Source organism: Vibrio antiquarius, assembly GCF_000024825.1.
Classification (GTDB): Bacteria; Pseudomonadota; Gammaproteobacteria; order Enterobacterales; family Vibrionaceae; genus Vibrio; species Vibrio diabolicus.
The window spans coordinates 1,748,169-1,761,073 of the sequence record NC_013456.1; the positions used below are offsets into that span (position 1 = coordinate 1,748,169).

Annotated in this window: 18 protein-coding genes and 1 pseudogene; all 19 read left to right on the top strand. The window is 40.0% G+C overall.

From position 1 onward, the window contains the following. Window positions 1-14 precede the first annotated feature (14 nt). The 19 genes and pseudogenes from VEA_RS08185 to VEA_RS08275 all read left to right on the top strand — a co-directional run bounded on the left by VEA_RS08185 (window position 15) and on the right by VEA_RS08275 (window position 12,775). Window positions 15-641: a hypothetical protein gene (locus VEA_RS08185; RefSeq protein ID WP_006741446.1), complete on the top strand. Its 627-nt coding sequence runs from the start codon at window positions 15-17 to the stop codon at window positions 639-641. A 143-nt stretch (window positions 642-784) separates the two neighbouring features. Continuing rightward, a complete protein-coding gene (locus tag VEA_RS08190) occupies window positions 785-1,210 on the top strand; it encodes a hypothetical protein (RefSeq protein ID WP_041852919.1) in 426 nt (141 codons plus the stop codon). 138 nt (window positions 1,211-1,348) lie between these two features. Further along, entirely contained in the window at window positions 1,349-1,765 is a 417-nt protein-coding gene (locus VEA_RS08195; RefSeq protein ID WP_012841662.1) for a lysozyme inhibitor LprI family protein, read from the top strand. 638 nt (window positions 1,766-2,403) lie between these two features. After that, entirely contained in the window at window positions 2,404-2,808 is a 405-nt protein-coding gene (locus VEA_RS08200; RefSeq protein ID WP_021454268.1) for a GIY-YIG nuclease family protein, read from the top strand. Between the two features lie 639 nt (window positions 2,809-3,447). Continuing rightward, window positions 3,448-3,864 carry a GNAT family N-acetyltransferase gene (locus tag VEA_RS08205; protein WP_012841664.1) on the top strand — a complete coding sequence of 139 codons (417 nt, stop codon included), beginning with the start codon at window positions 3,448-3,450 and terminating at the stop codon, window positions 3,862-3,864. Window positions 3,865-4,013: 149 nt separating this feature from the next. Continuing rightward, window positions 4,014-4,430 carry a lysozyme inhibitor LprI family protein gene (locus tag VEA_RS08210; protein WP_012841665.1) on the top strand — a complete coding sequence of 139 codons (417 nt, stop codon included), beginning with the start codon at window positions 4,014-4,016 and terminating at the stop codon, window positions 4,428-4,430. A 657-nt stretch (window positions 4,431-5,087) separates the two neighbouring features. Beyond that, complete coding sequence (locus VEA_RS08215) at window positions 5,088-5,627, top strand: hypothetical protein (protein WP_031846387.1); 540 nt, start codon at window positions 5,088-5,090, stop codon at window positions 5,625-5,627. A gap of 4 nt (window positions 5,628-5,631) precedes the next feature. Next, a complete protein-coding gene (locus VEA_RS08220; RefSeq protein WP_031846386.1) occupies window positions 5,632-5,904 on the top strand; it encodes a hypothetical protein in 273 nt (90 codons plus the stop codon). Between the two features lie 164 nt (window positions 5,905-6,068). After that, window positions 6,069-6,698, top strand: coding sequence for a DUF5677 domain-containing protein (locus VEA_RS08225; RefSeq protein WP_006741447.1), 630 nt, complete (start codon window positions 6,069-6,071; stop codon window positions 6,696-6,698). A gap of 134 nt (window positions 6,699-6,832) precedes the next feature. After that, window positions 6,833-7,300, top strand: a pseudogene (locus VEA_RS08230) (NUDIX domain-containing protein). 141 nt (window positions 7,301-7,441) lie between these two features. Continuing rightward, window positions 7,442-7,864, top strand: a complete 423-nt coding sequence (locus VEA_RS08235) for a DUF6678 family protein (protein ID WP_012841668.1) — start codon at window positions 7,442-7,444, stop codon at window positions 7,862-7,864. Window positions 7,865-8,014: 150 nt separating this feature from the next. Further along, complete coding sequence (locus VEA_RS08240) at window positions 8,015-8,569, top strand: YdcF family protein (RefSeq protein ID WP_230198171.1); 555 nt, start codon at window positions 8,015-8,017, stop codon at window positions 8,567-8,569. Between the two features lie 136 nt (window positions 8,570-8,705). Next, window positions 8,706-9,074, top strand: a complete 369-nt coding sequence (locus tag VEA_RS08245; RefSeq protein WP_041852920.1) for a VOC family protein — start codon at window positions 8,706-8,708, stop codon at window positions 9,072-9,074. Between the two features lie 166 nt (window positions 9,075-9,240). After that, on the top strand, window positions 9,241-9,702 hold the full coding sequence (locus tag VEA_RS08250) for a hypothetical protein (protein WP_041852921.1): 462 nt from the start codon (window positions 9,241-9,243) through the stop codon (window positions 9,700-9,702). A gap of 183 nt (window positions 9,703-9,885) precedes the next feature. Continuing rightward, complete coding sequence (locus VEA_RS08255; RefSeq protein ID WP_041852922.1) at window positions 9,886-10,458, top strand: DUF6037 family protein; 573 nt, start codon at window positions 9,886-9,888, stop codon at window positions 10,456-10,458. A 146-nt stretch (window positions 10,459-10,604) separates the two neighbouring features. Next, window positions 10,605-11,165, top strand: a complete 561-nt coding sequence (locus VEA_RS08260) for a suppressor of fused domain protein (protein WP_010645278.1) — start codon at window positions 10,605-10,607, stop codon at window positions 11,163-11,165. 144 nt (window positions 11,166-11,309) lie between these two features. After that, entirely contained in the window at window positions 11,310-11,678 is a 369-nt protein-coding gene (locus VEA_RS08265) for a VOC family protein (RefSeq protein WP_017449638.1), read from the top strand. Between the two features lie 183 nt (window positions 11,679-11,861). Next, window positions 11,862-12,248, top strand: coding sequence for a hypothetical protein (locus VEA_RS08270; RefSeq protein WP_244265466.1), 387 nt, complete (start codon window positions 11,862-11,864; stop codon window positions 12,246-12,248). A 152-nt stretch (window positions 12,249-12,400) separates the two neighbouring features. Then, the gene (locus VEA_RS08275; RefSeq protein WP_012841674.1) at window positions 12,401-12,775 is read left to right on the top strand and encodes a nuclear transport factor 2 family protein; all 375 of its coding nucleotides are present in this window, start codon (window positions 12,401-12,403) and stop codon (window positions 12,773-12,775) included. Window positions 12,776-12,905 lie beyond the last annotated feature (130 nt).

Genomic DNA, 12,905 nt, shown 5'->3' on the forward strand with positions numbered 1-12,905 from the left:
ATATTGAGGTAGCTGTGATAGAAAAAATCCCATCATGGGCTGTGTTGAAATCAGTAGAAGATGTGAGATTAGTAAAGTCAACATATGTATGGTTAGTCGTTGTTCCGATCGCTGTTAAACTCCTTTCAAAGTTAGGAGATACTGTAACTATCACAGTTGCAGGGCAGCCGTTAACCTTTGATTTAGTTTTGCCTTTTTCTTGGCAATTATTTTACTTGTCAGCTCTAAGTTTTGTTTTAGGGAATGTCGTATTTTTATGCTTTGCTCCGTCAATAGCGAAAGAATTTCGAAATTATGGTGACTTTCGATCTCAAGGGAAGCTAAGGCATGATATCAGTAATTATAAGGCTACGGATCAAGCGAAAACTGATAAGCGAGTAAAGCAGCTTGTAAATGCTGCACAATTTAGCCATAAACGAACCTTTACCGAAGAAGAAAGCCCAAACAAATCTCATAATGCGACACAGCAAGAAAAAAGTGAGTTTTGGGCAGTTTTTAATGAACGCATTGCTATAAATAAAAGTGCGCGCGCAGTTTGTTCATTCTTTTACTTAATTGGCTTTGTTCTGTTTTTAGGTGTAATGACACAAAATATCATTTGGACCCTGAACGAAATGGCTCAACTGTGGCAATTCTTATAACAAACTGTTTAAGAGTGATTCGCAACGCGTGGCATTTTTACTATGCGTTGGGTTTAGTGTTTAAGGTGTTATGCGGTAGCATCGGTATTGCGTTGCTCACCCCTTAACAGGGCGTTATGTGCTAGGAGATAATAAGGAGTATTATGAACTCTACATTGAGCATCCCAACGGACAACCCTTACAAATTGATGGCTATAATTGGCTCGGTGATATTTATCCTAAGTCTTTATTTTCTCGGATATCAAACGTACCGATTCAATGACTCTGTTTTTGAATCATTGGAAAAAATTTCGATTATTTCATCAAATGCTGAGTTGTCTGGGTCTGACAAAGATTATCGTATTGCGATTGAAGAACGGAAAATAGAAATAATTGAGAATGATCGGAAATTTCTACCTTTCGGTTGCGCCATTTTCTCTGCAATAGGTTTATTTCTCGGTTTTTACGGTTTTCGTCATTGGCTGCTCGAAGTATATCCCGTTGAGGACTCTATGAGGAAAGCACAGCTGAAAAGCTTGGAACTTTCTAATAAAGAGCGGTCTCGTGTTAAAGTTAAAAAACTCACATAACAAAGCGTTTAAGACGGATTCACAACGCTTGGCATTTTTGGTTTGCTTCAATTTAAGTGTTTACGGCACAATACTTTAAGTGCAGTGGTATGCGTTGCTCACCACTTAACGCGGCGTTATGTGCTTTAGGAGAAAACGATGAGTAAGTGTCTAATCATCATATTAGCTAGTCTTTCATTTGGTGCTCTTGCTGAAGAAGAGTCCATTGACTGTAATAATGCGATGACCACAATCGAGATAAACCAATGTGCCGCTATTGAACTAGAGTCAGCACAAGTTAAATTAGAAAAATATCTAAGCACTAGCTTTGAACATAACTCTCATGACCCAGAACTGATCTCAGCAATTAAGCTAGCTCAACGGGATTGGCAAGCATATATGTCCTCTCACTGTGATTCGGTTTATACACAATGGCGTGATGGAACTATTCGTGGAATTATGGCGATATCGTGCAAAACTAAGTTAACTAAGCAAAGAACTCACGAGTTATGGGAAAACTTTTTAACTTATATGGACAGTACACCACCAGTTTTACCGGAGCCAAGTGTAGAGTAGGTTTCAACCACGCACATAACAAACTGTTCAAGAGGGATTCGCAACGCATGGCATTTTCACTATGCGTTGGTTTTAGTGTTTAAGGTGGTATGCGGCGGCTTCGGTATTGCGTTGCTCACCCCTTAACAGGGCGTTAGTTGCCAACGAGAAAAACGCAGCTAAAACAAAATATTTAGGGCTAAGGTTCGTGTGTTTTTGGCTCGGTTTTCGTATTTCAATTTCTAGTTATTTGGGTTTGTAAAATCGTGCGTTGGTTTCTTTTGTGGTTGTATTCTCTATTTCAGAAACCGATTTATATGTTGAAAGTTAGCTCTGTAACGTTGTTTGTCCAAAGGCGCTTTTTGGTGTTGTTAGCTCGTTTTCTACGGCGTTGTATGTTCCAAGTGGTTTCAGTGACAGGCGCTTGGAAACTGCGCCTGATTTGAGTTTTCGAAAACACGTAAAGCTAGTGTTGGCAAAGCGGTAATTAACTTCAAATCAAAGCTTTAGGTTTGGCAACTAACAAAGCATTCAAGAGGGATTCACAACGCTTGGCAATTTTGGTTTGAATCGGCTTTAGTGTTTACGGCACAATGGTTTAGGTTGGGTGGTAGCGTTGTTCACCCCTTAATGCGGCGTTATGACTTTCAAGGGAATTTATGAAAAGCGCATTACTTGAAGAACTTGTAGGTGCAGTTGAACACACAGCATCACTATCTAAAGATTGGTTTATTCAAAACTCAAGCGGTATTGACAGAACGGTATTCTTTGAACGAAATGGCTTGGGTGATAATGGGACTGGTGCTGTTTATGCGTATTTTGACACAGAGGGCACTTGTTTATATGTAGGTCAGACTGGTCGAAGAGTGAAAGCGAGGCTACACGACAAGACTTCCCCTCATAAAGATAAAGGTTGGTGGGAACAGTGGTCGGAAATGCGTTTTGTTCAAGAGCCAGAGGAAAGTAGTAGGTTATTGCTCGAAATGCTTTTAATTCAAGCCTATAAACCTAGCCACAATTCAAAGCCTAAACCAATTGATCTCCCTCTTTGGCTACAGTCATAACAAACTGTTTAAGAGGGATTCGCAACGCGTGGCATTTTTACTATGCGTTGGTTTAAGTGATTAAGGTGGTATGCGACGGCATCGGTATTGCGTTGCTCACCCCTTAACAGGGCGTTAGTTGCCAACGAGAATAAACATACCTAAAGCAGAATATTTAGGGCTAATGTTCGTGTGTTTTTGGCTAGGTTTTCGTCTTTCAATTTCTAGTTATTTGGGCTTGTGAAAATCATGCTTTGGCTTCTTGTTCGGTTTGGGTTTTCTGATTCAGAAGCCGCTTTGTTAGTTGAAAGTCAGCCCTGAGGCATTGTCTTTCCAAAAGGTTTGTTCGGTGTTCAAAGTCCGTTTTCTACGGCGTTGTAAATTCCATGTGGTTTCAGTGAAAGTTGCTTTGAAACTGCGCCTGATTTTAGTTTTTCAACGTACGTAAAGTTAGTGTTGGCAAAGCGGAAATCAACTTCAAATCAAAGCTTTAGGTTTGGCAACTAACAAAGCATTCAAGAGGGATTCACAACGCTTGGCAGTTTTGGTTTGAGTCAGCTTTAGTGTTTACGGCACAATAGCTTAGGTTGGGTGGTGGCGTTGTTCACCCCTTAATGCGGCGTTATTTGCTTGGAGGGAAAATTAGTAGTGATACGAGAAATGGATATCTCAGATTACCCGCAAGTAATTGAGTTATGGTCAGAAACTGAAGCAATGTTGTTGAGAGATGCAGATTCCAGAGAAAACATAGGCAAATACCTGGAGCGCAATCCCAACCTAAGTTTTGTCGCACTAGATGGTGACAATGTTGTGGGTGCAATATTGGTCGGTACAGATGGTCGCAGGGGTTATGTCCAACATTTAGCTGTAAATTCAAGTTGTCGTGGTCAAGGTATTGGTGCAGCACTAATATCAAGTGCTGTAGACGCATTATCAGAAATCGGTATAGCCAAAACACACCTTTTCGTTGCCAATGAAAATATCAACGCTCAAGCCTTCTATGAAAAACTAGGGTGGTTTCCTCGTGATGAGGTGCGTATGTTTTCGTTCAATACGTCGAGCTGTGGCAACGTTTAACAACGCACATAACAAAGCGTTTAAGAGGGATTTGGCACGCGTGGCATTTTTAGTATGCGTTGGGTTCAGCGTTTACGGCGCTTTGCAGAGGGCTTTGTATTGCGTGCCGGCACCCCTTAACGCGGCGTTATGTGCTTTAGGAGAAAACGATGAATAAGTGTCTAATCATCATATTAGCTAGTCTTTCATTTGGTGCTCTTGCTGAAGAAGAGTCCATTGACTGTAATAATGCGATGACCACAATCGAGATAAACCAATGTGCCGCTATTGAACTAGAGTCAGCACAAGTTAAATTAGACAAATATCTAAACACTAGCGTTGAGCACAACTCTCATGACCCAGAACTGATCGCAGCAATTAAGCTTGCTCAACAAGATTGGCAAGCATATGTGTCCTCTCACTGTGATTCGGTTTATACGCAATGGCGTGATGGAACTATTCGTGGAATTATGGCGATATCGTGCAAAACTAAGTTAACTAAGCAAAGAACGCATGAGTTATGGGAAAACTTTTTAACTTATATGGACAGTACTCCACCAGTTTTACCAGAGCCAAGTGTAGAGTAGGTTTCAACCACGCACATAACAAACTGTTCAAGAGGGATTCGCAACGCGTGGCATTTTTACTATGCGTTGGTTTAAGTGATTAAGGTGGTATGCTGCGGCTTCGGTATTGCGTTGCTCACCCCTTAACAGGGCGTTAGTTGCCAACGAGAAAAACGCAACTAAAGCAGAATGTTTAGGGTTAATGTCTGTGTGTATTTGGCTCGGTTTTGTGTTTTGAATTTTTGGGCTTTGGTTTGCGGAAATTGTGATTCTCCCTTTTCTAGTTTGCCGTTTCAGAAACCGATTTACTTGTTGAAAGTCAGCTTTGTAATATTGTCATTCTCAAATGAGCTTTTTGGTGTTGTTAGCTCGTTTCCCACGGCGTTGTATGTTCCAAGTGGTTTCAGTGACAAGCGCTTGGAAACTGCGCCTGATTTGAGTTTTCCAAAACACGTAAAGCTAGTGTTGGCAAAGCAGTAATTAACATCAAATCAAAGCTTTAGGTTTGGCAACTAACAAAGCATTCAAGAGGGATTCACAACGCTTGGCAGTTTTGGTTTGAATCGGCTTTAGTGTTTACGGCACAATGGTTTAGGTTAGGTGGTTGGCGTTGTTCACCCCTTAATGCGGCGTTAGTTGCCAAAGGGTATTTAGCTAAATTATAAGGAGATAATTTTAATGGTAAATAATAATATATATAAATTACTTGCCGGAATCATGATGACAATTTTATTAATGGTTGTTTTCCCAATGCTAGCTTCAAAGTTAGGTTGGATGGACCCATTAGCTGATAAAGCTCCATTGATATTAATGGTCGCCACACTTGGCTTAGTTATCAAGTCTCTCATAGGAGATGTGGTTGCAGGTGAATTTCTTTTTTATAAATTTGGGTATGATAATTGTGTGTTAACTTTTGGTTCTATATTGACAGCATTTTCACTACAGCTAACATCGTCTGTCGATCATTTTCCTAGTTTAGATAATATAGCTATCATTAAACATATGACATTTTTTGCAACTGAGCCAATTAGTCAAAGGTTATGTCAATTTTTTTCGTTATTACTTATTTCTCTTGTTAGTATGATTCTTACTGGTAAGCTAGCGGCAGCTATTAAACATGATAATCCCGATGGTAAATACTTTCTTTCATTTATAAGCAGTGTATTAGGCGCGGCATTACTTGGTGTTTATGTCTTGGTTTTAATTACGAAGGAGTAAGGTGATGTTATTTATTCTTATTTTTGTAGTTGGAGCATTAACGGTACCATTAATATTGGACGTAAATAAAAATGGTAGTAACAATATAATTTTCAAAAGCGGCCAGGAAGTTTTAAAATATCCTCCTATTCAATCTTTTTTTAAATCCGTAAATGTGGCTGTTTATAACGTAAATTCTGGTGCTTGGGGGGTCATTAGTCTATGTTCATTGGGCTTTATAATATACCTGGTATTTAAGCTATTCAGTTTTGTGGTCTCTATACTTTTTGGTGAATAAATTCAAGCGTATCAAAAGCAACTAACAAAGCATTTAAGAGTGATTCCCAACGCTTGGCATTTTTCATTCCATCGTTGGGTTTCGTGTTTACGGCACAATGTTTTAGTATCGTGGTAGCGTTGCTCACACCTTAATGCGGCGTTAGGCATTAGGAGAAAGAATTGGTGAATCATTCAAATACGAAAGAGTGTATTGAGCTTTTGGAAAGCAATTTGACAGCAGCAATTACTCACCTATCAAATTTGCCTTACTCGACTCAAAGTAGCGCAATGCTTGGATTGTATAGAGAAGCTCATAGGGAAACACATCGTCTACTAGCTTCGTTCAACGACCTTACTTTCTCCAGTCTCGCTGTACGAAATATATTTGAAATCTACCTAATTTCAAAACACATATCCTCCGATCAAAAGGCTTTATACAGTTGGTATGGACAATCCCATAAAGATTCAAAAGAAGTCCGCGATGGTTTTATAAAGTTAATGGAGAAAAAGGGGTTAGATACTAGAGAGCTGAAAGACATTCAGTTGTTCGAGGATCAAGCATTAAAACAAAGCCCGTTTGAATCGAAAGGGGCGTTTCAAGTGAGAAACTTAGCCGAAAAGTATGGTTATCTTGACGACTACTTGTTCATATACAAATTAAGTTCAAAATTAATTCATCCTTCTTCTATGAAAATCATGTCCTACGATATTCTCGTAGAAAACTCAAATTATCAGAGTGTGGTTTTACAGGTTGGTGCTTATTTCAGTAATAGATTTAGTACTTTATTGGAGTCGGTGGGTGCAAATGCCTAACAAACTGTTTAAGAGGGATTCGCAACGCGGGGCATTTTTACTATGCGTTGGTTTTAGTGGTTAAGGCAGTATGCAGCGGCTTTGGTATAGCGTTGCTCACCCCTTAACAGGGCGTTAGCTTTCAAGGAGGAAAATTGAGCTCAAGTGACTATATCAAAGAGGTTCGTTCTAAGATTGGAACAATGCCACTTCTTATCCCCGGCGTTGCGGGTGTCATTTTAAATGAAAACAAAGAGCTACTACTTCAGCAAAAATCAGATGGCACATGGAGCCTTCCAGCCGGAATGATTGAACCTCAAGAGTCGCCAGTGCAAGCATTGATTAGGGAAGTTCGCGAGGAAACAGGTTTGGCTGTAAAAGTAGATCGCCTACTTGGTGTATTCGGCGGTGAGGGTTTTGGTTTTACATACCCAAATGGTGATTAAGTTGAATACACAGTTATCATGTTCAAATGTGTAGTAGAAAGTTGTTCTCAATCCGCACTTGATGATGAAACGGTATGCCTTAAATGGTTTTCAAAAGGAAATATGCCAAGGCTTGAGCTGCCTTACCCGTTGGATTGTTTGTTTGCAGAAAATGATTCAGCGTACTTCGTTGGCTAGAAAGCTAACAAATTGTTCAAGAGTGATTCGGCACGCGTGGCATTTTTACTATGCGTTAGGTTCAGTGGTTAAGGTGGTATGCGGTGGCTTAGGTATTGCGTGCCTCACACCTTAACAAGGCGTTATGTGTATTGGGAATTTATGCGTTTAGATTTAAAGTCAAATATCATTAAACTAATTGATAGTAATGGTCTTTTTGGTGTTATGAATAACACTAAGTGGAACAATTTGCTTGCAGCGTTGAGCGATATCGATGAGCTACTAAGCTACCGAGTTACCTACATTGACGGGTCAACATGGCCGGAAAGTGACTCTAGCTATCAATATACCAGTGAACTGGCACAAATATGGGGAAACTTTCGAGCGATACATTTTATTGATATTGATGCTCGTATCTCTCATTCAAGAGGCGTTTTGCTGGAGCCAGAAGTTCTAGATCATAGGGATAAGGTCATTGCTATATGTAAAGAGCAAAATGCTAAAATATCTCTCACAGAGTGTGGTGTTAGAATTTGGGGCTATTTTCAGCACGGTAAAGATATAGAAATGTATAAATACACATAACAAAGCGTTCAAGAGCGACTCACAACGCGTGGCATTTTTGATATGCGTTGGGTTAAGTGATTACGGTGCATTGCAGAGGCTTCTGTATTGCGTTGCTCGCACCTTAACGCGGCGTTATGCGTATTCACTCAATCGTGTAAGGGAATAGGATTGAATAAAAACGAAATCGAGAGTATTACGCAGGTGGTTTTTCCGAAACACCAAGATGAGTTCCAACATGCAGAAGTACTTGTTGTTCTTGGTAGTTACAAAGCAACTCAATACAAGATGCCAACTGCTGTACAACTGTACAAAGAGAAAAAAGTTTCCAAGCTTCTGTTGTCAGGTGGCAACTTGGCAATAGATCGAAAGCCCGAATTTGAGTCGATGAGAGAGTATGCTTTGACTAATGGTGTTTCAGAATCGGATATTATCTTAGAGCCACATGCAAAAAATACAGTAGAGAATGCACAATTTTCCACAGAGATTATCGTAGAAAGTGAAGTCGCGAAAAAATCAGTGGCAATACTGACAACGGCTTTCCACATAAAACGGGCAAAGCACCTATTTAAAAACGTCTTACCGCAAAGCTTGGATCTTTATGGTTACTTTGTAAACGATAGAAGCACTCGCAGGGATAATTGGTGGCTGACAGAGAGCGCAGTCTCACGTGTAATGCACAGTCATGAAGTGATAAAGAGTTTAGGCGTTAAACCATACGCATAACAAATTGTTCAAGAGTGATTCGGCACGCGTGGCAATTTTACTATGCGTTGGTTTTAGTGGTTAAGGTGGTATGCGGAAGCTTTGGTATTGCGTGCCTCACACCTTAACAAGGCGTTAGGGCGCAAGGAGTAAAATGATGATTCATCACATAGATCATATTGTTCTCACAATCTCCGACATAGAAAAATCAGTGGACTTTTATAAACGGGTTTTGTGCATGGAAGAAGTAACTTTTGCCAATGGCCGTAAGGCAGTAACGTTCGGAAATCAAAAGATTAACTTTCAGCTTCTTGGTCAAGAACCACGAAATGTAGCTAATGTTGGTTCAGGTGATGTTTGCTTAGTTTCAGATTGGCCGTTGACATCGGTGGTAAATCATTTAGTCAAAGAAAATGTCAAAATCATTGAGGGTCCAGTCGAAAAATCAGGAGCTGTTGGTGCAATCCAATCGGTCTATTTTTTGGATCTTGATAAAAACTTAATAGAAGTCAGCGTGTATCAATAGGCTCTGCGCCCTAACAAACTGTTCAAGAGGGATTCGCAACGCGTGGCATTTTCACTATGCGTTGTTTTTAGTGTTTAAGGTGGTGTGCGGAAGCATCGGTATTGCGCTGCTCACCCCTTAACAGGGCGTTAGGCGAAATGGAAAATTTAAACTTAAGGAGAGACGAATGAGTTGGAAATTTAACGATGTAAGAGCTTTGTTAGTTAATAAAGGTTTGCATCTTACAAAGTCAAATAATTGCACATATGGGAAAGTATTAAGTAGTCCGCAAGTTTCTATAACATCAGATTCATTAGAGCGAAATGTGGTTGCTTACTATATCTACGGTTCTCATGAAAGTGCCACAATGCTTGAACTAACCTTAGGTAAGAGTAACCCTGAATTTTTATCAGAAGCTGAAGTTAACTTTGAAAAACTAGTTAAAGAGCTGTTTAGTTCGGCATGTCACACTCAACTACCTGACTCTTGGAAATGCGAACCTAATACAGAATTTGAACAATCAGGGTATATCGTAAAAAGTGTGCAAGATGATGTCTCTGCACCTCATACATTAAAAGTACTTATTGCGGCTAAAAATGAATTTCCACAAGGCTTGGAGGTTCGAGATCAGTTTTTACACTTACAATAGTTTATCGGATTACTTGGCTATTCGCCTAACAAACGCTTCAAGACGGATTCGCAACGCGTGGCATTTGTGGTTTGCGGCAAATTTAGTGATTTAGGTGGTGTGCGGAGGCATCGTATTGCGTTGCTCACCACTTAAGCGGGCGTTATGAGAACATTAATTATCGATCTATCACTAGGAGAGTTTATGAAACTTGAGGGAATTATTCCTTTATATAAAAGCATGAAACAGCAAGGCATTGAACGATACAAGTTTGAATTCTCACTCAATCAAGGTGTGTTTGATGTTTTCTTTTTTATTGATTCTAGTAATTTTCTGCTTCTTTTTGGAGCTAAGGGCGAAAACTTTAGTTTTGAAATCCCTATGGAAAGAGGCTTTCAGATCTCTACACACTTAGACAAGCCAGTATATCGAGAACTATGTAGAGTGTTAGGACTGAAATATGATCCTGAGAACCCTTTTAGTCCTAGTAAGTTTTTTGTAGATTTTAATCGTCGCATTCCTGATAAGGCATATTTACGTCAAAAAGCTGAGCCACACGAAGTTGCGCAATACTCCAATGACATTGAAGAGGCACATAAGAAGTATTTTTTAGGGTGGCGTGATAATACAGCAAGAGGTGATGACGTCACGGAGTCCAACCTTTTTAAAACAAAAGAGTTACTTGGTGAAGCCGCGTATCGTCGCTGTAGAGAACGTAATATAAGCAGTTGTTGGACAGACAAAAAAGAGAAAGCTAAGAAGTTTTATATGCCGTAAATGTTCTCATAACAAGCAATTTAAGAGGGATTCACAACGCTTGGCACTTTTGCTTCTACTTCAAACTTAGTGTTTATGGCACTATGCGTTAGGTTAGGTGGAGGCGTTGTTCACCCCTTAATTGGGCGTTATGCATCAAGGATATTATGAAGTCTACTAAAGAAAAGATTATTAAACATTACGCAGAGTTCTTTGAAGGTCATGATTTCGAGATATTGTCTTGGGAGCTTGGGCCAATTAAGAAAATTGTACCCGATTTTCAGGTTGTCAGGTTTGCACCTGGCCCTCAAATTAATATGTGGGTGTATTGCTCAGTAGGTGCATCAGAGATTACACACAGTGATTCTGCTCTTCACGAGTTTGTTGTCGTATCACCGATCGAGTCAAATCGTCTAGTTGAAATGCTGGCAATGGTAACTTATTACCATTCGAATCATAATTTGGGTTTTGGCCATACCTTGCCTATTGGTGAGCCTTGGCTTGAGGGTTCTAACTGTGAAAACTGGCTAATTTCGTTGCCGTATCCATTTGGAGAGGACTTGGAAATAATGCCTCTAAATAGTTCCCACGCTCACGTAGCTTGGTTACTTCCTATCACTGACGACGAACGAAATTTCAAAATCAAGCATGACCTAGATGCGCTCGAACAAAAATTTGATGACGCAGAGCTTAAGTACTGGGAAGTAAAGCGGTCTTCGGTAGTGTAAATGCATAACAATCTGTTTAAGAGTGATTCGCAACGCGTGGCATTTTTGCTATGCGTTGCGTTTAGTGTTTAAGGTAGTCTGCGGCGGCATCGGTATTGCGTTGCTCACCCCTTAACAGGGCGTTAGGGCGCAAGGAGTAAAATGATGATTCATCACATAGATCATATTGTTCTCACAGTCTCCGACATAGAAAAATCAGTGGACTTTTATAAACGGGTTTTGTGCATGGAAGAAGTAACTTTTGCCAATGGCCGTAAGGCAGTAACGTTCGGAAATCAAAAGATTAACTTTCAGCTTCTTGGTCAAGAACCACGAAATGTAGCTAATGTTGGTTCAGGTGATGTTTGCTTAGTTTCAGATTGGCCGTTGACATCGGTGGTAAATCATTTAGTCAAAGAAAATGTCAAAATCATTGAGGGTCCAGTCGAAAAATCAGGAGCTGTTGGTGCAATCCAATCGGTCTATTTTTTGGATCTTGATAAAAACTTAATAGAAGTCAGCGTGTATCAATAGGCTCTGCGCCCTAACAAACTGTTCAAGAGGGATTCGCAACGCGTGGCATTTTCACTATGCGTTGTTTTTAGTGTTTAAGGTGGTGTGCGGAAGCATCGGTATTGCGCTGCTCACCCCTTAACAGGGCGTTATGTGAATTTGGTAATTCCTACCCAAAATGGAAATTGTAGAAAAGGAAAAAGAGTGAATAAAATAAGGAAAGAGCCTTTGTTGGCAGAGGTTGAACGTCGACTAGCGAAGCCTATTTTTGGTGAGCGTAATAAAAATTGTGTTGTTGTACGGCTAAATGATGACCTGACAGAAAAAAATAGTATTCAAGAAAGCACATTTAAGCTTAGAGCTCATGGTTTTAAAGCCAGTATTAGTAATGCTAGAGATTCTTCTTTTGTGGTACTAACGAATGCCAAAGGTGTTGCTTTAATAGGGAGTATTGTTGGTGTTGAGCCACATGAAGAGCTTGAAGGACGAATTAATATCTATTTCAGGGATCCTTGCCATATTGATTCCGATGAGTTGGCTAAATTCGTAACATGGAACAATAGCAACCCAGTTCGCACAATACGTCTGTAAAAATTCACATAACAAACTGTTTAAGAGTGATTCGCAACGCGTGGCATTTTTACTATGCGTTGCGTTCAGTGTTTAAGGTGGTATGCAGTAGCTTCGGTATTGCGTTGCTCACCCCTTAACAGGGCGTTATGCGATATGAGGAAGTTGATAGTATGGAAAGCAATGTAGTTAAAGAAATAATTGAAGCAGAGGAGAAGTTAAAAACTTCAATGCTCAATTCAGATATGATTGCCTTGCAAGACTTATTGTCTGATGACTTGGTATTTGTTAATCACCTTGGTCATCGAACTTCTAAACAAGACGATATAGCACTGCATGGCTCTGGCTTACTAGCTATTAAGTCAATTCAATTCCATGATCTTCACGTAGTGCCTCAGAATAATGTCGTTTTGGTTTACGTAAACGCGGAAATCAAAGGCAGTTATAATGGGGCTGTAGCAAACGGTGAGTTTGCATTTTCTCGTGTTTGGACAAAGCAAAAGGGTAACTGGCAGGTTATCTCTGCGCACTCAACAGTTATCGCATAACAAACTGTTCAAGAGGGATTCGCAACGCGTGGCATTTTCAATATGCGGTGCGTTTAGTGGTTAAGGTGGTATGCGGTGGCTTCGGTATTGCGTTGCTCACCCCTTAACAGGGCGTTATGCGTAATCGATG

What these genes read in the sequence shown, in the direction of transcription:
- VEA_RS08190 (WP_041852919.1), top strand. Translation starts at nt 785, where the DNA reads ATGAACTCTACATTGAGCATCCCAACGGACAACCCTTACAAATTGATG.
- VEA_RS08195 (WP_012841662.1), top strand. Translation starts at nt 1,349, where the DNA reads ATGAGTAAGTGTCTAATCATCATATTAGCTAGTCTTTCATTTGGTGCT.
- VEA_RS08200 (WP_021454268.1), top strand. Translation starts at nt 2,404, where the DNA reads ATGAAAAGCGCATTACTTGAAGAACTTGTAGGTGCAGTTGAACACACA.
- VEA_RS08205 (WP_012841664.1), top strand. Translation starts at nt 3,448, where the DNA reads ATGGATATCTCAGATTACCCGCAAGTAATTGAGTTATGGTCAGAAACT.
- VEA_RS08210 (WP_012841665.1), top strand. Translation starts at nt 4,014, where the DNA reads ATGAATAAGTGTCTAATCATCATATTAGCTAGTCTTTCATTTGGTGCT.
- VEA_RS08215 (WP_031846387.1), top strand. Translation starts at nt 5,088, where the DNA reads ATGGTAAATAATAATATATATAAATTACTTGCCGGAATCATGATGACA.
- VEA_RS08220 (WP_031846386.1), top strand. Translation starts at nt 5,632, where the DNA reads ATGTTATTTATTCTTATTTTTGTAGTTGGAGCATTAACGGTACCATTA.
- VEA_RS08235 (WP_012841668.1), top strand. Translation starts at nt 7,442, where the DNA reads ATGCGTTTAGATTTAAAGTCAAATATCATTAAACTAATTGATAGTAAT.
- VEA_RS08245 (WP_041852920.1), top strand. Translation starts at nt 8,706, where the DNA reads ATGATTCATCACATAGATCATATTGTTCTCACAATCTCCGACATAGAA.
- VEA_RS08250 (WP_041852921.1), top strand. Translation starts at nt 9,241, where the DNA reads ATGAGTTGGAAATTTAACGATGTAAGAGCTTTGTTAGTTAATAAAGGT.
- VEA_RS08255 (WP_041852922.1), top strand. Translation starts at nt 9,886, where the DNA reads ATGAAACTTGAGGGAATTATTCCTTTATATAAAAGCATGAAACAGCAA.
- VEA_RS08260 (WP_010645278.1), top strand. Translation starts at nt 10,605, where the DNA reads ATGAAGTCTACTAAAGAAAAGATTATTAAACATTACGCAGAGTTCTTT.
- VEA_RS08265 (WP_017449638.1), top strand. Translation starts at nt 11,310, where the DNA reads ATGATTCATCACATAGATCATATTGTTCTCACAGTCTCCGACATAGAA.
- VEA_RS08275 (WP_012841674.1), top strand. Translation starts at nt 12,401, where the DNA reads ATGGAAAGCAATGTAGTTAAAGAAATAATTGAAGCAGAGGAGAAGTTA.